This window comes from Acinetobacter sp. SM1B (assembly GCF_003289665.1).
In the GTDB taxonomy this organism is placed as follows: Bacteria; Pseudomonadota; Gammaproteobacteria; order Pseudomonadales; family Moraxellaceae; genus Acinetobacter; species Acinetobacter schindleri.
Map to the genome: position 1 here is coordinate 2,326,494 of NZ_QMBM01000001.1, position 21,460 is coordinate 2,347,953.

The following is a 21,460-nucleotide window of genomic DNA, read 5'->3' on the forward strand; positions in this document are numbered from 1 at the left end:
AAGAGGATGAGGTGATTTTTGAGTAAAACCTCTCCCTGAGGAGCATGCTCCGCAAGTCTCCTATAAGGAGAGGGAACTTTCTTTATAGTAATTAAAAAATTATTTATAAAAGAATTCTAATCATTTGCTGAAGTAATAACACAGGATTGTGCAGTGAAACTCGACCCCATCGACCCACAAGAATTTACTGATTTTGTCCATTACTCGGAAAAGAAACGTACCCGTATGGAACGTTTTCTCGACAAAATCAAGCCACGTTCAGCTGCAATGCGAACCGCGGTACTTGTGGTTTTTGTGGTCCTGTTCAGTCTGGTGATGTCGATTTGGTTTTTCTGGCGAACTCTTTATTTGCCGGAAATTCAGCAACATGCCCGCTATCTCGCTGTTGAACTGGAAATCCTGAATAATCCTAGCCTGCGCCTGTATCACCATGATCAGGAAGTAGATATCGATGATTATTTAAAAAGCCGTATTGGGATTGAGTATATTACCGACCCTGCACAGTATCCCAATATTCGTGAAAAAGTGATTGCCGAATTTTTTACCAGTAAAATTGAGGAAAAGCTGGCAAAAGAATTACGTATTGACCGGGCAACTGTATATTTCCAGTTTAAGCCGAGTCCACAGATCTGGATTCAAACGCCTGAAATGAATGGTCATTGGGTTCGTGAACCTTTAAAAACCTATGCTAACTATAGCCCTGAACTGATTTTTGGCTGGTTGCTGGGTACACCATTGATTGCTGGCATTATTATTCTGACTTTGGTCCGTCAGCTGAATCGTCCGCTACGTCGCTTACAGGAAGCCGCGAATAGCTATAGTGCAACTGGTTCTGCACCCTATCTGGATACCAATCATGGGCCACTTGAAATCCGTCAAGTAAACAATGCCTTTAACCATATGATCTATACGCTAGAACAGACCGAGCGTGAACGCCGGATTATGCTCGCTGGTATTTCACATGATTTGCGCACGCCTCTGACTCGTATCCGCCTGAGTGCCGAGATGATGCCAGACGAAGATTTCCTCAAAGAAGGTCTGATTTATGATGTCGAGGACATGGATGCAATTTTAAATCAGTTTATTTCCTTTATGCGCGATGGTTCCGATGAAGAGCCACAAGAAACCAATGTCAATACCCTACTACAAGAACTGGTTACCCAGTTTAAGCCGCTTGATATCCGCTTTACGCCTCAGGAATTACCGCTAATCCAAGCCCGCAGTATGTCGCTTAAACGATTGATTGGTAACTTGATTAACAATTCAAAACGCTATGGTGCCGAACCAGTTGAACTCTCGGCCCAGATTGAACAGGATCGACTGTTAATCAAAGTGGCTGATCATGGTGAAGGCATTCCAGAGGATCAAATTGAAGATCTCATGCAGCCTTTTGTACGAGGTAATTCGGCTCGTACTGTTCAGGGTAGTGGCTTGGGACTGGCCATTGTAAAACGGATTGTCGATATTCATTCTGGTGAACTATACATTCATAATGGACCTGAAGGTGGATTGGAAGCCATCATTTCACTACCAATTCATCAAGCGGAACCAGAACAGACTGCGACCCCGACCACGCTCGACAAAATCCGACAAAGTATCACTGGTCACTTTTAAGAATAGATTAATATTTATACATTTGATTTTTAGGATTTAATTTCTTATTTATATAAATAATATATTATTCAATATGTTAAAAATCATCATTTATTTTTATACCACTATTTGGCTAAAAAATTAGACCTTAGCCTAACACCTATGCAAAATACTTTTTTTGATCGGTACAATCCGTATCAGTATTCAGGAATTTAAGAGAGTTCAAATGTCTTTAGACCGTATCCGTTTAGCATCCCTACACAATAAGGTAATGAGTGCAGAACAGGCAGCTCAGTTCATCGAAGATGGCATGACTGTAGGTATGAGTGGCTTCACTCGTGCAGGTGAAGCAAAAGCGGTTCCACTGGCGCTGGTACAGCAGGCAAAAGCGAACCCATTAAAGATCACCCTCATCACTGGGGCTTCTCTAGGGAATGACCTGGACAAGCAATTAACAGAAGCTGGTGTATTGGCACGTCGTTTGCCATTCCAGGTCGACAACACCCTGCGTAAAGCAATCAACAAGGGTGAAGTGATGTTCATCGATCAGCATTTGTCTGAAACTGTTGAACAGATGCGTAACCAGCAGCTGAAAAAACCAGATGTAGCAGTGATTGAAGCGGTTGCGATTACTGAAGACGGCGGCATTATTCCTACAACTTCAGTTGGTAACTCTGCAAGCTTTGCAATTTTTGCAGAAAAAGTGATTGTAGAAATCAATACAAACTTAAGCCCAGCTTTTGAAGGCTTACACGACATCTATATCCCGACCTATCGTCCAACACGTCAAGCGATTCCATTGACTAAAGTAGATGAGCGTATCGGTACACATGCAATCAACATCGATCCGGCGAAAATTGTCGGTATCGTAATTAACAGTGAATACCACGATTCTCCATCTACAGTAACAGCTCCGGATGATGAGACTCAATCTATCGCAAATCACCTGATTGCTTTCTTCGAAAAAGAAGTAGCAGCAGAACGTTTACCGAAAAACTTAGGCCCACTTCAGGCCGGTATCGGTTCAATTGCAAATGCCGTATTGACTGGTCTGAAAGAGTCTAATTTTGAAGACCTGATCATGTACTCAGAAGTACTGCAAGACTGTACTTTCGAATTGATCGATGCGGGTAAAATGAAATTTGCTTCAGGCTCATCAATTACCCTTTCTGCAAAATACGGCGAGAAAGTATTTAACAATCTTGAGCAATACAAAGATAAACTTGTATTACGTCCGCAAGAAATTTCCAACCATCCTGAACTGGTACGTCGTTTAGGTATTATCGGTATTAACACTGCACTTGAGTTTGATATCTACGGTAACGTGAACTCTACTCACGTATGTGGTAGCAAAATGATGAACGGTATCGGTGGTTCAGGTGACTTCGCGCGTAATGCGCACATTGCGATCTTCGTAACCAAGTCAATTGCCAAAGGCGGTGACATCTCATCTGTTGTTCCAATGGCATCTCATGTTGACCATACTGGCCATGACGTAGATGTGCTTGTAACTGAACAGGGTCTGGCAGATCTTCGTGGTTTAGCGCCACGTGAGCGTGCTCGTGCCATCATCGACAACTGTGTACACCCAATGTACAAAGATGCATTAAATGACTACTTTGATCGTGCATGTGTACGTGGTGGTCAGACACCTCACCTTCTAAATGAAGCGCTGAGCTGGCATGCAAACTTTGAAGAAACTGGTTCGATGTTAGTCTCTGTAAAAGAAGCTAAATCTGCATAATTGAGTTGATAAAAAAACGTCCTTCGGGGCGTTTTTTTATCGGCAAAACTTAATTAAACTTGATTTGATCACCAAGGATTCTTCTGACTTCTGAGAGACCGTGAATACTTAAAGAACATTCAATCACACCAATCGATACTACATCCTGATTGATCTGTAAGGTTAACTGCCCTTTTTCATTAAACTGAAATACACTATTAAATAAACTCAAACTCTCCTGATTACTCTGTGCAGCTACTGGGAAACCCTGCGGCGTCATTCTTTGCAATGTATCAGCCCGATATAAATCTGTTTTTGTTTGAAATGAACGATCCTGTCCTGACACCAGCGCAAGTAAATCATCATCCAAATGTTCAAAATCAGATGAATCAAAAAAACTTGCAATTGCTGGAAGCTGAATCCCTGCCATTAACATAGCGCATGTATAGCTACAGACCCTATTCATAGCACTGCCTCCTAAATTTCAGCAATATCAAAATAGCATTTTAATTCACAATAAGATCAAACACTTATCATTATTTTATAAAATATCCCCAACAGATCTATGCTATTCATTGAACTATTTCACAAAAAACGTGAATATTCAGACGAATAACCAAAGACAAGTTAAGTAATAAAGAATGTCTAAAATTTAAAATTCTTTAATCTTCTCCCTAGTTCTTTCGACCTATTCAACCTTTAAATTCTGGCTATATGCCCTCATACTTCTCCTAATAGAAATATTTAGGAAATTTCATGCGCGTAGATATCTGGTCGGATGTGGTCTGCCCTTTTTGTTATATCGGTAAAAAACGTTTAGAAGCTGCTGCAGAACAGGCAGGTGTAGAACTTGAAGTTCACTGGCATAGCTTCCAGCTTGATCCTGAAGCACCTGTACGTCAGGAAATTTCTAATTCTGAAAGACTTGCGCAGAAATATGGCCGTACTGTGGCAGAAGTCGAAGAAATGCAACGTAATATTGCCGAGATGGCCAAGGCAGAAGGTATCGAGTTTAACTGGGAAGGTGCCAACTCAGGCAATACCTTTAACGCTCACCGTATTATCCATCTTGCCCAGAGCAAAGGTTTAGGTAACGAAGCTGAAGAAGCTTTCTTCTATAGTTATATGACCCAAGGTCTAGCCATTGGAGAGCGTGAAACCTTAGAAGATGTAGCAGCCCGTATAGGTCTGAATCCTGTTGAAGTTGATGACGTGCTGAATTCAGAAGAATATGCAGATTTCGTTAAATTCGATCAGGAAATTGCACGCGACCAGTTGAAAGTTACAGGTGTTCCGTTCTTTGTATTTGACCAGCGTATTGCCTTGGCGGGTGCCCAACCCAAGGAAGTATTTGTACAGGTTCTAGAAAAAGCGCTAGAGCCACCGCAGGCTGCTGCAGAACAATGTACTGATGATCAATGTGATCTGCCTAAATCTGAATAAGATAAGACACATAAAAAAATCCCCATTTCAAATGGGGATTTTTTTGTTCTGTATTTATTCGACCAGAAAACTGATTTTAAGATTGACCCGATATTCAGTAATTTTATTGTCTTTGATGACAACTTTTTGTTCATTAATCCAGGCACCCTGAACATTCTTGACGGTTTCGGTGACCTTAGCAATGCCAGTCTGAATCGCATCCTCAAAGCTCTTATTGCTACTCGAATTAACTTCAACAACTTTTGCAATCGCCATGATGTAACTCTCTTTTTATGGTGAGTGAAGCGTCATCATAATGGATTTAAATCCTGAGCAAACGTTCCTTAAACATCGGACAGCAAATCCTTACATGTGTTTTACAATACCGTGTTCACCTCAGTCTAATCAGCATGGCATCACCTTTTAAATCTTTCATATAAAAATCTTTATTCTTATTTAAATTATTATTTTTTAAATAAGCCTTATGAAGAATGAGTTTTCTCGAGATTAGAGTAAAAGTTCTAATTTATTGTTTTTTATAAATAAAATTTTATTATTTTTTATAAAATTGCCGAATCAATCATTTTTTAATACTGCCGCTTTGGTATCATTTTCACACAAATAAGGTTCTATTTTCTCCCAGTTCAATATATTGAACATCAGCTCATAAAGGTCATATTATGAACGCAATTAAATTTGTTTTGGCTGCAACGGTAATGGCGCTTTCAGTAACTGCAACTGCGCAGATTGTCTACACACCTGACTTTCCAGTAAAAAAAGCGGCTGCCGTTGAAACTGTTGCGGCGGATACTACTGAAACTGTAAAAGAAGCTTAATTTTCTAGCTTCTTTCTTAAAAAAAACAGGCTGAAATATTCAGCCTGTTTTTTATTTTTGCAGTACTACATGACAGAAAACGATTAAATTTATTTTCAAGCTTATTTCAATTACCTAAATATTTTGATCCATGATTCATCCAGGTGATCTTCCACACCCTTCAAAATTTTATCGCGCTACATTTCTAGAAAATAATTGATAAAAAATAACATTTTTATATTTTCCCTCCATATAATCAAAAAATGATCATTTTTTATATGTGACAAGTTTTGCCATGAATGAATTGCAAGCTTTAGTACAAGGTCAAATTTCGCCACAGGCGATTCCGATTGATCATCTTTTGCAGTTAGCCGAACGTTATACTGACCCTAACTCAACTGAATATAAACTGATTGAACTGGCTGCCAATATCATTCTGGCCAAAAGCCTGGATAAAGCACTTAAATATTTATAATAGATGACGATGATGAATGCTCTTGAAAAAGTACGCCTGATTAAAGAACTGCATGAATTAGGACATGATCTGGATCATCGTAGTCTCAGCTTATATGAAGTAGTCCGCTCTAAAAAACGTGTGCAAGAAATTTTCCAGCAGTGCAATGAGCCTGTTTTCAAGAAACAGCTGCTGGCATTCAGAACCCGTCTTCAACCTGAACTTGCTGCACAGGAATTTGCTCGAGAAACCCATTATTACCATAGCTTCCGTGGTTTTTTTCTCAATGCAGATCATCTGAAAGAAGCCCTGTATGCTCACCCGCTTTCAGGTTGGGCTTTCTTGCATGATCCTAAACGTGGCTGGCAAATCTGGCTGATCCCAGCACCTCAACGTACTGCATTGATCAGTGAATGGAACCTTGATATAGAGCAGAGCTTTAGCTGGCTGTTACACCAGCAACAGCTTTCTTCATGTTTGAAAAGTGATCATGAATTACAAGCTACTGCGACCCCATTGTCTTTAGAGATGGTTGAAGAAAAGCTTCCTGAACCCTCTACAAATACTTATATCTCCAAACATGAGATTTGGGCGAATCCTCAAGTTTTGCCCGTTCAACAAAAAGCTTCAAATGTGCTTCAAATAATCGTACCTTCAGCAGAATTAGATTTAAGGCATTCAGAGCCAGACGAACCACAAGTAGAGAATAAGGAAAGCGTCGCAGTACCTGATATTCCAGCGACCCTAGAATTCCAGGATTTATTATTTCAGGTTTCTGACTTCAGCTTGGTCGAAGTAGGTAATCATCATCTTTTTGAATTAAGTCTGGCTTCTGATTCATCCCTGCAACATCTCAAAATGGCTTGGCATTATCAGGAACATATAGAGTGGAACTCTCAACCAGTTTACCTGGCTGAGCAGATAGATAGCATGGGACGCTTTAGCCACTATTGTATGCTATTAGGGACAAGTGAATGGCAGCAAGCCATACAGTTAATGCAGTTCTGGGGACAACAACAGAATTATCATATTGCTGCTATTAAAACGATTAGCGCTGTTGAATTAGATACTAAATTCTTGCAGCTTGATTCACTCTATCAAACTTATTCCGAACAGGCCCGATTGATCTGGCAACAAGAGGATTATTTTCCATTTATTCCTCTGCATCAGATTACCACCAAAAAATTCATTCTATTTGATGAGCAGCCAGCCAACTTTCATACTCCCCTTCTATTACTACAGGAACGTCAAAAATTGCGTGTGATTCATGGGGAACAACGTCTTAAGCTGTCTTCCACGGAACAGATGTATCCGTGCTTGATTCTAAAACGTGATCAGCAAATTAACTGGCAGCTGATCCACCAGATTCTGCTGGAGATTAAAGAGCCTGTGGCGGTAGCAGAACTTTATGCAAGCATCCTGGATAAGGCTTTGGAAAAATTGATGTAATTTTGTAGTTCTGGTTGCTTTTATTAGATGCAATTCTGCAAACTTATTCTTGAAATATAAAGAAAAAGAGCAAGAATAGCCCTATGAAAAAAAGCCGGATTTTGCCCGCATCTTTCTTACTGATCAGTTTAACAAGTGTTAGCCCGATACTTTGGGCCGGGCTTGATCAATCTTCTGATACAAGTCAAACAGCCGAGCCTGATGAGCAGGAAGCAGAGCCTTCCAAAAGCTTTAGCTTCCTTGACTATATTCCGCGATTCATAGATAGCACACCTACTTTTTTACCGGAGCAGTCGAGTGAACCCATCGTTCCCAGTACCCATGAGACTGAGGAAAATACCTGGGTAGATCGAAAACAAAAAGGGATTCGTCACTGGACTAACCGTACTGCAAATAAAATTGACAACTGGTTTGGTGAACCCGATGAAAATGAACCTGCACGTGCCACCCTGAGAGTGATCGTGGATAATAGCTGGAACAAATATGATGAATATGAAGTCAAACCCCGTATTCGCGGCAGAATCAAGCTTCCCACATTAGAACGTAAACTCAGTGTAGTCTTTGGAGATGACAGCCTCGATAATGAACTGAATGACAATGTCACAATTACCAATGAGAATCCAGGCAATGCGCCTGACAGACGGCTGGACCGTAGCCGGACACGAGAAAATAACAGCTCTCTCGCATTGCGCTGGTCGGAACTTTCTAAAAAACTCCCTTTTGAAACTGATCTGGATCTGGGGGTTCGTTCTGGCGATGATATCTATGTCCGTGTAAAAGCAAGTCGAGATTGGGCACTACATAATGACTTCTCATTTCATGCCGAACAGATCTATCGTTACGGGATTGATAGTGAAAACTATCTGCGAACCAACCTGGAATTAACCCATGCGCGCCCTAATCAACCTTTTCTCTCTAACCAGTTCAGCCTGATCTATGCAGATGAACAGGATGATGATTTACGCTGGAATAATTACAGTTTTCGACAGCACCAGTTCTTTAATGCTCACCGTTTCAGCTACGGTCTTTATACTGGTGGTTATATGAATGATACAGACCTACGTCTGAATACTTGGGGACCTTATGTTTCCTGGCGCCAGCCCTTTCTTCGAGAATGGTTCTTCGTACAGACGGATGTCAATTATTTAAATGACCATCGTGAAGATCGGAATCATTACCTAGGCGCCGCAGTCCGCTTAGAAGCTATTTTCTAAAATCAGTAACGTTAGATATGCAAAAGCCCATGTCAGATGGGCTTTTTCAATCCGATACAATCGTCATTCATTAAATTTTGCTAAACATAATACGGTCTGTACGCATTACACGTTTAGGTTGCAAAGATGGTTGATCCAGAGTGGCTTTGTTAAACACTACACGATCGGTACGCTGTACACGTTCAACCTGTTGAGCTTCCATTTTCATAGGTTTATAGAAACTTATACGATCAGTACGCACCACTTTTTCAGCACTGGTATTCGCCATAGCAAGCTGGCTTGTGGACATAAGTACAGCAGTTGCCAAACTCATTACAATTACTGATTTCATGATCTATATCTCTATTAACTTAACAATCGTTATTATAAATTATTTTTTATTTTATTATCTGTTTATCAAATGAAATACTTTAATGTATTTTTTTATTTTGATGATGGGTTTTCCAGATTAAAGCCCTTTTATAGTCTAATATTTCCAGTGAATAGTCATAAAAAAACCCTTCTATAAGAAGGGTTTTTCTAACTCTGAAAATTAAGCTAATAACAGACTGTTAATACGCTTTACATACTCCGCCGGATTCTCTGGTAAACCACCTTCAGCAATTACTGCCTGATCAAAGATGACATTGGCCAGGTCATCAAACTGGGTAGAGCCTTCCAATTTTTTCACCAATGGATGTTCAGGGTTGATCTCTAAAATCGGTTTCATATCCGGTACAGGCTGGCCCGCATCTTTCAGCATACGGATCAATTGTGGTGATAACTCCCCTTCCCCCGTCACCAGACAGGCTGGTGAATCTACCAGACGAGTTGTTACACGCACTTCCTTAGTTTTATCCTTCAAGGAATCCGTCAGTTTATCGACTACAGGCTTAAACTGCTCAGCAGCTGCTTCAAGCGCTTTCTTCTCTTCAGCATCTTGCAGATCACCAAGATCTACTGCACCCTTAGATACATTTTGCAACGGCGTACCATCAAACTCATGCACGAAGTTCATTGCCCATTCATCTACGCGCTCAGACATCAGTAGAACTTCAATACCTTTTTTCTTGAACAGTTCCAGCTGAGGGGAATTTTTCGCTGCATTCAGACTGTCAGCCGTTACATAATAAATAGCCTTTTGACCTTCCTTCATACGAGCTTTATAGTCTGCCAATGAAGTACTGATTTCATCATTGGTTGAGGTCGCATAACGCAGTAATTTCAGGATACGCTCACGGTTACTAAAATCTTCACCCAAACCTTCTTTCAGCACAGCACCAAATTCACGGTAGAAAGTTTTGAAGTTTTCCTGATCTTTTTCATCTTCAGACTTGGCCAGATTATCCAGCATGGTCAGGATACGACGTGTATTGCCTTCACGAATCGTTTTGACGTCACGGCTTTCCTGTAGTAATTCGCGGCTTACATTTAATGGTAAATCTGCACTATCCACCACACCTTGTACAAAGCGCAGATAGTTTGGAATCAGGTTATCCGCATCATCCATAATAAAGACACGTTTCACATACAGCTTAATCCCTGCTTTAGCATCACGGGTGAAAATATCCTGTGGAGCCTTGCTCGGTACATAAAGCAGCTGGGTGTATTCCGTGCTACCTTCCACACGATTATGTGTCCAAGCCAGCGGTGCAGCAAAGTCATGAGTCAGGTTCTTATAAAACTCGACATACTGTTCTTCAGTAATCTCAGATTTATTCCGAGTCCATAAAGCACTGGCAGAGTTGATCGCTTCCCACTCGTCCGTCTTCACATATTGACCACCTTTTGGTGTTTCACCCTCTGCAGCTTCTTCTTCCTGCCAGACTTCTTTCTGCATCTGGATAGGCAGGCTGATATGGTCAGAATATTTATTAATAATCTGCTTTACTTTATAGCTTTGCAGATAATCCAGAGCATCTTCACGCAAATGCAGGATAATGTCCGTACCACGGCCATTTTTAGTGATCTGTTCAACTTCGAAATCACCTGTACCACCACTGATCCAGCGTACACCTTCAGACTTGTCCGCACCTGCACGACGGGATTCTACGGTGATCTTATCCGCTACGATGAAACCTGAATAGAAACCTACACCGAACTGACCGATCAGCTGAGCATCAGCTTTTTGATCACCAGTGAGTTTGGACATAAAGTCTTTGGTCCCTGATTTGGCAATCGTCCCCAGATTATCAATGGCTTCTTGCTGGCTTAAGCCAATGCCATTGTCTGAAATAGTAATGGTTTTGTTGTCTTGATCGAGGCTAACCCGTACACGCAGGTCAGGTTCATTTTCATAATATTCAGGATGATTGATCCCTTCAAAGCGTAACTTATCACATGCATCTGAAGCATTTGAAATCAATTCACGCAGGAAAATTTCAGGGTTTGAGTATAGCGAATGTGTCACGAGGTGCAGTAACTGCGCCACCTCGGCCTGGAAACTATGCTTTTGTGCGTTTGACTCGCTCATTCTTTACTCCTTTCATTCTTGGAAACAGACTTAAGCTGATGCCTATATGGATGGAGTGAGTTGTTTAATTTTCAATAGTATCTAGTGATTTTCATGCAAAAAAATTCACCACTTAAAATGGTCCTTGACGATAGACCCGGTCAAATTGCAAGTCGATCTGTTGCTGGCGCATTTTATACACCTGCGTCAGACAGTCGACAGACTCCTGACACTGATCACGAAACTGTAACCACTTGACCTGATCTCGCTGAATGACCGAGCGCGTACCCATGGGCACAAGATGACGGATAATATTGTAACTGGTGGCCATTTTGACATCGGCATCATTCAGTGTCCGATGCTGGCAAATCGCCTTTTCAGTTTGTGACTGAGCCTTCTGGCAGTCGAAACTTGCCGCATGGCTTTGAGTCGTCCAGACCATAAAGAAGACCAATCCACTTCTAAGCAACCATTTCATTCTTGATCTTCCTATTCTCTTTATTATCTTCAGATTATCTTTAACTTTATTGCATTCAATATATTTGAACAGGGCGAATCTGCTCAATTAAATCACGTTATAAATCGTTGTTATTTTGCAAAAAAAAGCCCTATCCGTAGATAAGGCTTTTGGATAATTCCAAAAATTAGAATTTGTAGCTATAGCCAATGGTGTAAACCATAGGATCAATATCTAGATCAAATTTAGCTGGTACATCTCCAGTCAAAGTAACTTCAGGGCTAATTTGTGCATAACGTGCATCAAAGTAAACACCCCAGTTTTTCGCATCAGCTGGTTGATAGCCGAAGCCTACCTGTCCAGCAAAGCCAAAATCTTCTTTTACATCTACGTCAGTATCGCCTAGACCTTTTGTACGTTCATCCCAAGCAACAAATACTGTACCACCTACACCAATGTATGGAGTAAAGCGAGTTGAGTTTTTAAAATGATACTTTGCAGTCAGTGTTGGTGGTAAATGTTTAATTCGCACTACATCCGTACCATTTAATTCAACATCATGATTAATAGGTGCTGCAAGTAATAATTCTGCAGAGATGTTGTCATTAAAGAAATATTCAACCGATGGTGTAAATGCTAATTCATCCGCAGCTTTTAGCTCAGCATCTGGGCCAAGCTGATACTCACCAGTCGGAGAAACAACCGAGCCACCTACCTTAACTTGCCACTGGCCTGCCATCGCAGATACTGAAAGACCCATTAATGCAATTAGAGCAACTTGCTTTAACATTTTTAATACCCCACGGGAAGAATAATTATTAAGAAAAATATACCTTAATTAATAATAAACATGGTTAAAATTAATATGCAATAGATATTATAAAATCAAATTATAAGTATTATTTAAGTATATGTAATTAATATATATTTATTTTAATCTGACCAACCCGGTTGGATTAAAACACCAACCAAGTTAATCTGATTTAATTATTATTTATTCCAAGCAGACAAGTCAGAATTAATAGGCACTAATTCAAATAAAATGTGTGAAACATCACACAATCAAAGCACCATTGCCGCAATCCAGCCAAAAATCAGCAATGGAATGTTGTAGTGGATAAAGGTTGGAATCACACTGTCCTTCATATGGTCATGTTGACCATCCATATTCAGGCCAGACGTTGGGCCAAGGGTAGAATCTGACGCTGGCGAACCTGCATCCCCCAATGCCGCAGCAGTACCAATAATGGCAATAGTTGCTTCAGGACTAAAGCCAAACTGAATGCATAACGGTACATAAATGATGGCTAGAATTGGCACAGTCGAGAATGATGAACCGATCCCAAGAGTTACTAGCAGACCAATCAAGAGCATTAAGAAGGCTGCAAGTGCTTTACTTTGACCAATCCATTCTACAGAGGCCTGAACCAGCGCTGGCACCTGATTGGTTGCTTCAATGACTGAGGCGAACCCCTGGGCAGCGATCATAATGAAACCAACCAGTGCCATCATACGCATACCGGTAATGATCACATCATCTGCTTCTTTCCATTTAAAGATTCCGGCACAGCTAAGAATTGCTACGCCCACCAAACCTGCAAGAATCATAGAATCTGAATACAGCTGCACAGCCAGCGTTGCTACAACTGCAATCACTGCCATCCAGATGGTGAACTTGGCAATTTGAGGTCGAGCTGCCTGCTGTTCTACGCCCAGTTCGGCAGAAATACTCTGCTGCTGTTCGACCTGGATATCTTTATACACACGTGGCTTACGATAGCTGATAAAGATCGCAACCAGCAAACCGATAAACATGCCAAATACAGGAAGCGCCATGGCAGCTGGAATCTGGTCATAGGTGATCTGGAAGCCATAAGCTTTACCAAAAGTATTGATATTCTGACCCAAAATATCATTCAGGAAGATTGCACCAAAACCAACTGGAATCAGCATATAGGTCGCAACCAGACCAAATGTCAGCAAACAGGCCACCAGACGGCGGTCTAACTGCAAGTGATTAAATACAATCAATAAAGGCGGAATCAACACAGGTATAAACGCAATATGCACAGGAATCACGTTTTGAGAGAAGACCGCTGCAATTGCAACAGTTGCAAAAATCATATATTTAACACGATTTTGTGCTTTGATATCAGCCTCACCTTTTAAGGTACTAATCATCTTATAAGCCAAAAGATCAGGCAGGCCTGAACGTGCCAAAGCTAAAGCAAATGCACCTAAAATACCGTAAGCCAAGGCAATTTTAGCACCACCACCCAGGCCATTGTTAAATGCATCTAAAGTTCCCTGCAGGCCTAGACCCGCCAGCAAACCACCAAGAATAGCACCAATGACCAGGGCAAAAACCACAGGTACACGTGCCAAGGAGAGTCCACACATGACTCCGATAGCAGCAAGAATCGCAAACATAATGAATTGGGAATGAGAGAAAGGGAGGTATTTTATCAGAAAATGCGAATAAAAATTCCCCTACATTTTTATCAATCCAAATCCATCTTTGTGACTGGATTAAGCATGCTGTTGAGTAAACTCACGGATAGACTCTGCAATAAGTTTTGGCTGGCTTAAGATTGCCCAATGATTGGCATCTAGCTCTACCCTGGAAAAGGTTTGCACCCATTTTGGCATTTCATCAACTAGTTGCGGACTGACGAAGTTATCCCGCTTTAGCACAATGGCCTGTACCGGACAGATGGCATGGCGTTCACGAGGTTTAAGCAACCGTGGAATAAAATTGGCCCGATACAGCCCAACGCCATATTTTCCATCTTTGACAATATTCTGGTTCAATGGCAGTCCTTCTTTGCCTTCCAATTCCCGAATAATTTTGCCCCAGCGCTCGGGATTGAAAAAATTCCATGCAGTTGGTGCCAGCCAAGGCAATTGAAACATGGCGATATACCAAGACTTGCTTAATTGTTTAAAAAATCTTGATCGGTTTTGCTTGAACTGATTCCGCATCCAGAAGGCGGCATGATCCAGACAGGGACCTGAAATCGTGGTAAAGGAAAGAATACGGCCTTCGAATCTTGGGTCAGTTACCGATTCCCAAGACTGAATCGAACCCCAGTCATGGGCGACCAAATGAAAAGATTGTCCTGGAAGAACGGCATTCACCACTTCCTCCAAATCCATACTCAGACGCTCTAGATGATAATCACGGATATATTTGGGAATAGATGAATCCCCTGCACCACGCACATCATAAGTAACGATAAAATAATCCGGCAGATAGACAATTACATTTTTCCAGACCTCCTGATGATCCGGATAGCCATGCACCAAAACCAAAGCAGGCTTGCTGATATCACCAAAAGTTCTTACTGCAAGACGCTGCTGATCACTGGTTGCCACCCATTGAGTTTGTGTTTCCATTTGGTCTTCCTTTATTGTTATTGACCGTTTATTTTATAACTCGGCATGATTTATCAATGCCATCACAATTTTGTTGTTCTAGTATGCATAGCTATACAAGAAAAAAGAATGTCAGTATGAGCCTATTACGTAAAATTCAAAGCCTGCCTTTGGTCACTAAATTTATCTTAAACCGTTATGCACCCTATCGTGGAGCGGGTATCGAAATTGATGAACTGGATTATGCCAATTATCATATTCGCGTGAAAATGCCACTAACTCGTAAAAACCAGAATATTGTCGGCGTACATTTTGGGGGTAGCCTGTATTCCATGGTCGATCCCTTCTACATGCTGCTCCTGATGCATCATCTGGGACCAAAATATATTGTCTGGGATAAAGAAGCGACCATCCAATTCCTTTCTCCAGGCCGCGGAACCGTGTATGCAGACATACGCATTGATGCTGAAGAAGTGAAAACTATTATGAATTTGGCGGCTGATCATGCTCCTGTCTATCGTAACTATCAGGTCGATATTTATGATGATTCAGGTGTACGTATTGCAGAAGTAAAAAAGACCTTATATATCCGTCGTAAAAAACCCAAAGCTCTTTTTAAAGATAAATAGGAATTGGATCAACACAATAAAAGCGCCTGTACAGGCGCTTTTATATATTAATACCAGATAGGGCTGTGATTAACGGCGTTGCTCAATCGCCGCGCCTGCACCACCACCGATCGCACCACCGATTGCTGCACCAGCGTTACCACCAAAAATACTCTTACCAACGGCTGAGCCAACAGCGCCGCCTACACCACTGTAGGTTGCATTGCGGTTAGAGCCACCTTGGGTTTTACTTCCGACAGCGGCACCAGCACCACCACCAATAGCAGAACCCCAGCCGCCGCCGACACTATTACCCACACCACCACCGACTGCGCCACCGAGTGCTGCCGCACCTACACGTTGATCACGGGCAGACATATTTTCACAACCTGCTAACATAAAGGTTGAAACTGTCACCGCAGCCACTACGCCAATTAACTTTTTCATGATCCAGCCCCCTGTTCGATTCCTCTGTCTTATGAGTTAAGAGTAACCGGAATTTAAGGAGCGATTTATAACAAGATGTTAAATCTTGAAACTCCCCTACGCTATTTTGTAAATAGCACATGAAATGGGATCTTTTAAGTTTATTCCGCAGTATCTACTATTATCAAATCACGAGAGGTTGCACCATCTTCAGTCATCACGGTATGGGTTACCTTGGTTTTATCCGTACCACTATGTTGCTGCAATTGTAGAGTACGTTTTACAGGTTCAGCCTGATCTTTTTTAAACTCGATACCTTCAGCATCAATAGTCCTGATTTGCTGGAGGATTTCACCGTCCTGCTTCAATGTCGTATTGAATTCAATTTTAGAGGTGGGAACAATCACGCCCCCCTTTTGAATCACTGGAATTGACAGTTTTTTATCTGAGAACTGCCCCAGAGTGTCATCAAATACCACTTCTTTAGCAACAATATCCTTGCCTTTATTGGTGATTTCCAGAATCGTGGCTTCAACATGACGTACAGGTTGCTGTCCTTCTACCCGACGCAGCACTTCAGTTTTTAATACAGGAACCACAGCTTTATCTTCAACCATAATAGTATTGGGCATAGGTGCTGCAAATGAAACAGTTGAGACTACGAATAATGTGGTAACCGCTAATTTTTTACTTATAGAACGCATTTTTCCCTCTCAATAAAAAATAAGTACCGAGCTTAACAAGCGGCACTTGTACTACAGATCATCGGTATGGATTAATAAGTAGCAATGATCAGTGCCTAAATAGATGTAAAGCTTGTTTTACTTTATTGAGTAACAGCTTCTGATGTTGCAACGTCATCTGTTTCTAATGGTGCCGCATCCAAAGGTTGAGCTTCTTCATTTGCAGCTGTTTGATCTACAACTTCAGTTTCATCCGCGGCTGTAGTGTCGCCAGGTGCTGTATTTTCTGCTTGATCTTTAGAACACGCTGTCAAACCGAGTGCTAGCAGTAGTACAACTGAGATTGCTAAATTTTTCATCTTACTGTTCCCATTTAAGTTTATGTTTTCCTCAGAAATACTGGCATATTTTAGGGTTTGATTTCAAATCATTGTTTAAAAGTGCTGATTTGACAACATCCAGCCATAAAAAAAGCCACCCGAAGGTGGCTTTTTCTGATTTAAAGTGTCTGATTACAGACCGTTAAACTCATCATTAAATGCTTGGCTAAGCGCTTGGTCTACATCAGAGAAGTCATTATGCAGTTCAAATTCTGCAGCTTCTGCTTCTTGACGACGACGCTCCAAGTGGTAAGCCAGACCTGTACCCGCTGGGATCAGACGACCTACAACTACGTTTTCTTTCAGACCGCGTAGATCATCTTCTTTACCTGTTACAGCCGCTTCAGTTAACACACGAGTTGTTTCCTGGAACGATGCAGCAGAGATGAACGAATCAGTAGAAAGTGACGCTTTGGTAATACCCATCAATTGACGTTCAAACTTCGCAGGGAACTTGTTCTGAGCAAGCAATGCTTGGTTCTCTTGAGCAACGCGGATGTAATCCACCTGTTCGCCTTTGATGAAGCTAGAATCACCACCATCAGTGATTTCAACTTTACGCAACATTTGACGTACGATCACTTCGATGTGCTTATCGTTGATTTTTACACCTTGCAGACGGTAAACGTCTTGAACTTCATTCACGATGTAATTGGTCAACGCCACTTCACCTTTCAGACGTAAGATGTCATGCGGGTTCTGTGGACCATCAGAAATCGTTTCACCACGGTTCACATGTTCGCCTTCGAACACGTTAATGGTACGCCATTTCGGAATAAGCTCTTCGTAGATCTCTGAACCATCATCCGGAGTAATTACCAGACGGTTCTTACCTTTGGTCTCTTTACCGAAGCTTACGATACCAGACACTTCTGCAAGGATCGCATGTTCTTTCGGCTTACGTGCTTCGAACAAGTCAGCTACACGCGGCAGACCACCGGTAATATCACGAGTACGTGAAGATTCTTGTGGTACACGACCAATTACATCACCCACACCAATTGTTTCGCCATCACGGACAGAAAGAATTGTGTTTTGTGGCAAGAAGTAGAACTGTTCGCCACCATCTACTGTGTCAAGCACAACAGCAGGACGTAAATCTTTACCAGAAGCAGGACGCGCTGTAACAGGCAAGATCTCAACAGTCGTCATACCAGTTGCATCATCAGTTTTCGATGTTGCAGTTACACCATCAGCAATCTGGCTGAAGCGAACTTTACCAGCTACTTCTGTTACCAGTGGATGTGTATGCGGATCCCAAGTCGCCACGATACCGCCCGCTTCTACAGCTTCGCCATCTTTCAGCAGAATAGACGCACCGTAAGGGATCTTGTAACGTTCGCGCTCACGACCTAGATCATCTGCAATACCGATTTCACCTGAACGTGAAGTTGATACCAAGTGACCTTTCGCGTGTTGTACAGTTTTCACATTGTGGAAACGTACAGTACCTTTGTTACGAACTTGTACGCTGTTTGCAGCAGAAGTTCGGCTCGCAGCACCACCCACGTGGAACGTACGCATGGTTAACTGTGTACCTGGCTCACCAATTGATTGAGCAGCCATTACACCCACAGATTCACCAGGGTTCACTTGATGACCACGTGCCAAGTCACGACCGTAACATTTCGCACATACACCGAAAGTAGAGGCACAGTTTACAACTGAACGTACTTTGATTTCGTCAATACCCGCGTTTTCAATAAACGTAGCCAGTTTCTCGTCAATTAAGGTATTACGAGGAAGAAGAACTTCGTCTGTACCCACTTTCTTAACGTCTTCAGCAACGACACGACCCAGTACTCGAGTACCCAGGTTCTCGATCACGTCACCGCCTTGAATGAACGGCGTCATGACAAGACCATCATAAGTACCACAATCTGGCTCAGTGATGACCAAGTCTTGCGCAACGTCTACCAGACGACGAGTCAGGTAACCAGAGTTCGCTGTTTTCAGTGCTGTATCGGCCAAACCTTTACGCGCACCGTGTGTTGAAATGAAGTACTGAAGTACTGTCAGACCTTCACGGAAGTTCGCTTTAATTGGCGTTTCAATGATCGAGCCATCCGGCTTCGCCATCAGACCACGCATACCAGCCAACTGACGAATCTGAGCTGCGGAACCACGGGCACCGGAGTCAGACATCATGTAGATGCTGTTGAATGATTTCTGTTTCTCATCTTCACCCTGTTTGTTCTTAACAGTCGTGTAAGACAAGTTGTCCATCATCGCTTTCGCTACCTGGTCGTTAGTACGTGCCCAGATATCGACAACTTTGTTATAACGTTCGCCGGCAGTCACGAAACCTTGTTCGAACTGTTGTTCGATTTCACGAACTTCAGCTTCAGCTTTACCAATAATCGCCTGTTTGTTTGGTGGAATCAGCATGTCTTCCATACCCACAGATACACCAGAGCGTGTCGCTTGACGGAAGCCTAGGTACATCAACTGGTCAGCGAAGATAACAGTATCTTTCAGACCCAGTTTACGGTAGCAAGAGTTGATTAACTTCGAGATGTTCTTTTTGGTCATCTCAACGTTAATTTGCTGGAAGTCCATACCTTCAGGAACAACTTCCCAAAGCAGACAACGACCAGGGGTTGTATCAACAATGATGGTTTCTTGACGACGGTTGCCATCTTCATCAATCACAGTTTGGTGTACACGTGCTTTCACGCGAGCGTGTAGATCAACCTGACCAGTTGCAAGTGCACGGTTTACTTCGTGAGTATCCGCGAACACCATACCTTCACCTTTGGCATTGATTGCATCACGTGTGATGTAATACAAGCCCAACACAACGTCCTGAGACGGTACGATGATTGGTTCACCGTTCGCTGGAGACAAGATGTTGTTGGTTGACATCATTAACGCACGAGCTTCTAACTGAGCTTCAAGTGTTAATGGTACGTGTACCGCCATTTGGTCACCGTCGAAGTCAGCGTTAAATGCCGCACAAACTAACGGGTGAAGACGGATCGCTTTACCTTCAATCAGAATAGGTTCAAATGCTTGAAGACCTAGACGGTGAAGTGTTGGCGCACGGTTCAACATGACTGGATGCTGACGGATCACAGATGCAAGTACGTCCCAAACTTCTGGAGTTTCGCGCTCAACCATTTTCTTCGCAGCTTTAATGGTAGTGGCTTGACCAGATGCTTGTAATTTCGCAAAGATGAACGGCTTGAATAACTCAAGTGCCATTTTCTTCGGAAGACCACATTGGTGAAGACGTAAGTTTGGACCTACAGTAATTACCGAACGACCTGAGTAGTCAACACGCTTACCAAGTAAGTTTTGACGGAAACGACCCTGTTTACCTTTGATCATGTCTGCCAAAGATTTAAGAGGACGTTTGTTCGAACCGGTAATTGCACGACCACGACGACCGTTGTCTAACAATGCATCCACAGACTCTTGAAGCATACGTTTTTCGTTACGTACGATAATGTCTGGCGCTGCAAGGTCAAGAAGACGCTTCAAACGGTTGTTACGGTTGATCACACGACGGTAAAGGTCGTTCAAATCAGAAGTCGCGAAACGACCACCTTCAAGTGGCACAAGCGGGCGAAGATCTGGTGGAAGTACTGGAAGTACGTTCATTACCATCCATTCTGGCTTGTTATTCGATTCTTTGAACGCTTCCATAAGTTTCAAACGCTTAGACGCTTTTTTCAACTTAGTTTCAGAAGTCGTTACAGGAATCTCTTCACGCAGGCGAGAAATTTCGGCTTCAAGATCGATGTCTTTCAACAAGTCCTGAACTGCTTCCGCGCCCATTTTCGCTGTGAATTCGTCACCGTGTTCTTCTAAGGCATTGAAGTATTCTTCATCATTTAGAAGCTGGTATTTCTCAAATGGAGTCATACCTGGATCGGTGACAACGTAAGATTCGAAATACAATACGCGTTCGATATCACGTAGCGTCATGTCTAGAAGAAGACCAATACGGCTAGGTAGTGATTTCAGGAACCAGATGTGTGCAACTGGAGAAGCCAGCTCGATGTGACCCATACGTTCACGACGAACTTTCGCAGTTGTTACTTCAACGCCACATTTTTCACAAATGACGCCTTTGTATTTCATACGCTTGTATTTACCACACAAGCATTCATAATCTTTTACTGGACCAAAGATTTTGGCACAGAATAGACCATCACGTTCAGGCTTGAACGTACGGTAGTTGATGGTTTCAGGCTTTTTAACTTCACCATGAGACCACGACTTAATCATTTCTGGTGACGCAAGACCAATACGGATGCGATCAAACTCTACTGGAGCATGACCGTCTGAATCCGTCTTTTTGCGCATGATATCGAGCAAGTCTTTCAATTTTTTTCTCCGTGTGTTGTGGAGATTTTCACTCAACAACTGGGTCACAAATATTGTTTTTTAACTGAATAATCCTCCCTCAGTCCCTCCTTTCTTTA

General features: G+C 42.1%; 20 protein-coding genes. 8 read left to right on the forward strand and 12 right to left on the reverse strand.

Going from position 1 to position 21,460, the window contains the following annotated elements; translation table 11 throughout:
• Positions 1 to 153 precede the first annotated feature (153 nt).
• Entirely contained in the window at positions 154 to 1,614 is a 1,461-nt protein-coding gene (locus C8322_RS11240; protein ID WP_004813519.1) for an ATP-binding protein, read from the forward strand.
• A gap of 205 nt (positions 1,615 to 1,819) precedes the next feature.
• Positions 1,820 to 3,337 carry an acetyl-CoA hydrolase/transferase family protein gene (locus tag C8322_RS11245; protein WP_008305630.1) on the forward strand — a complete coding sequence of 506 codons (1,518 nt, stop codon included), beginning with the start codon at positions 1,820 to 1,822 and terminating at the stop codon, positions 3,335 to 3,337.
• Between the two features lie 49 nt (positions 3,338 to 3,386).
• On the opposite strand, the gene C8322_RS11250 is transcribed toward C8322_RS11245, so the two are convergent.
• Positions 3,387 to 3,746: a hypothetical protein gene (locus tag C8322_RS11250; RefSeq protein WP_227499351.1), complete on the reverse strand. Its 360-nt coding sequence runs from the start codon at positions 3,744 to 3,746 to the stop codon at positions 3,387 to 3,389.
• A gap of 326 nt (positions 3,747 to 4,072) precedes the next feature.
• On the opposite strand from C8322_RS11250, the gene C8322_RS11255 reads away from it, so the two are divergent.
• Positions 4,073 to 4,759, forward strand: coding sequence for a DsbA family oxidoreductase (locus tag C8322_RS11255; protein ID WP_004813526.1), 687 nt, complete (start codon positions 4,073 to 4,075; stop codon positions 4,757 to 4,759).
• 54 nt (positions 4,760 to 4,813) lie between these two features.
• Here the strand turns inward: C8322_RS11255 and C8322_RS11260 are convergent, their stop codons facing one another.
• Positions 4,814 to 5,014 (reverse strand): dodecin family protein, encoded by a 201-nt coding sequence (locus tag C8322_RS11260; protein WP_004813529.1) that lies wholly within the window; start codon positions 5,012 to 5,014, stop codon positions 4,814 to 4,816.
• Positions 5,015 to 5,418: 404 nt separating this feature from the next.
• On the opposite strand from C8322_RS11260, the gene C8322_RS14420 reads away from it, so the two are divergent.
• The 4 genes from C8322_RS14420 (at position 5,419) to C8322_RS11275 (ending at position 8,670) form a co-directional block, all read left to right on the forward strand.
• Positions 5,419 to 5,574: a hypothetical protein gene (locus C8322_RS14420; protein ID WP_004813532.1), complete on the forward strand. Its 156-nt coding sequence runs from the start codon at positions 5,419 to 5,421 to the stop codon at positions 5,572 to 5,574.
• A gap of 274 nt (positions 5,575 to 5,848) precedes the next feature.
• Positions 5,849 to 6,028, forward strand: a complete 180-nt coding sequence (locus C8322_RS11265; RefSeq protein WP_004813533.1) for a hypothetical protein — start codon at positions 5,849 to 5,851, stop codon at positions 6,026 to 6,028.
• Between the two features lie 9 nt (positions 6,029 to 6,037).
• A complete protein-coding gene (locus C8322_RS11270; RefSeq protein WP_228127328.1) occupies positions 6,038 to 7,456 on the forward strand; it encodes a hypothetical protein in 1,419 nt (472 codons plus the stop codon).
• Between the two features lie 83 nt (positions 7,457 to 7,539).
• Positions 7,540 to 8,670, forward strand: a complete 1,131-nt coding sequence (locus C8322_RS11275; RefSeq protein ID WP_004813537.1) for a hypothetical protein — start codon at positions 7,540 to 7,542, stop codon at positions 8,668 to 8,670.
• A gap of 70 nt (positions 8,671 to 8,740) precedes the next feature.
• Here C8322_RS11275 and C8322_RS11280 read toward each other — a convergent pair whose 3' ends face one another.
• From C8322_RS11280 to C8322_RS11305, 6 genes are all read right to left on the reverse strand, one after another.
• Positions 8,741 to 9,001, reverse strand: coding sequence for a hypothetical protein (locus tag C8322_RS11280; protein ID WP_004813538.1), 261 nt, complete (start codon positions 8,999 to 9,001; stop codon positions 8,741 to 8,743).
• A gap of 201 nt (positions 9,002 to 9,202) precedes the next feature.
• Positions 9,203 to 11,122: a molecular chaperone HtpG gene (gene htpG / locus C8322_RS11285; RefSeq protein WP_004813541.1), complete on the reverse strand. Its 1,920-nt coding sequence runs from the start codon at positions 11,120 to 11,122 to the stop codon at positions 9,203 to 9,205.
• 112 nt (positions 11,123 to 11,234) lie between these two features.
• The gene (locus tag C8322_RS11290; protein ID WP_004813543.1) at positions 11,235 to 11,579 is read right to left on the reverse strand and encodes a lysozyme inhibitor LprI family protein; all 345 of its coding nucleotides are present in this window, start codon (positions 11,577 to 11,579) and stop codon (positions 11,235 to 11,237) included.
• A 166-nt stretch (positions 11,580 to 11,745) separates the two neighbouring features.
• Positions 11,746 to 12,348 (reverse strand): OmpW/AlkL family protein, encoded by a 603-nt coding sequence (locus C8322_RS11295; RefSeq protein WP_004813545.1) that lies wholly within the window; start codon positions 12,346 to 12,348, stop codon positions 11,746 to 11,748.
• Positions 12,349 to 12,620: 272 nt separating this feature from the next.
• Entirely contained in the window at positions 12,621 to 13,988 is a 1,368-nt protein-coding gene (locus C8322_RS11300) for a Na+/H+ antiporter family protein (protein WP_004813546.1), read from the reverse strand.
• Between the two features lie 99 nt (positions 13,989 to 14,087).
• Positions 14,088 to 14,954: an alpha/beta fold hydrolase gene (locus C8322_RS11305; protein ID WP_004813549.1), complete on the reverse strand. Its 867-nt coding sequence runs from the start codon at positions 14,952 to 14,954 to the stop codon at positions 14,088 to 14,090.
• Between the two features lie 116 nt (positions 14,955 to 15,070).
• On the opposite strand from C8322_RS11305, the gene C8322_RS11310 reads away from it, so the two are divergent.
• Positions 15,071 to 15,562, forward strand: a complete 492-nt coding sequence (locus tag C8322_RS11310) for a DUF4442 domain-containing protein (protein ID WP_008306741.1) — start codon at positions 15,071 to 15,073, stop codon at positions 15,560 to 15,562.
• Between the two features lie 69 nt (positions 15,563 to 15,631).
• On the opposite strand, the gene C8322_RS11315 is transcribed toward C8322_RS11310, so the two are convergent.
• The 4 genes from C8322_RS11315 to rpoC form a co-directional block, all read right to left on the reverse strand.
• Positions 15,632 to 15,988, reverse strand: coding sequence for a hypothetical protein (locus tag C8322_RS11315; RefSeq protein WP_004813553.1), 357 nt, complete (start codon positions 15,986 to 15,988; stop codon positions 15,632 to 15,634).
• 140 nt (positions 15,989 to 16,128) lie between these two features.
• A complete protein-coding gene (locus tag C8322_RS11320) occupies positions 16,129 to 16,671 on the reverse strand; it encodes a hypothetical protein (RefSeq protein WP_004813554.1) in 543 nt (180 codons plus the stop codon).
• 122 nt (positions 16,672 to 16,793) lie between these two features.
• Positions 16,794 to 17,009: a hypothetical protein gene (locus C8322_RS11325; protein ID WP_004813556.1), complete on the reverse strand. Its 216-nt coding sequence runs from the start codon at positions 17,007 to 17,009 to the stop codon at positions 16,794 to 16,796.
• Between the two features lie 153 nt (positions 17,010 to 17,162).
• Positions 17,163 to 21,362: a DNA-directed RNA polymerase subunit beta' gene (gene rpoC, locus C8322_RS11330; RefSeq protein WP_004813557.1), complete on the reverse strand. Its 4,200-nt coding sequence runs from the start codon at positions 21,360 to 21,362 to the stop codon at positions 17,163 to 17,165.
• Between the last annotated feature and the right edge of the window lie 98 nt (positions 21,363 to 21,460).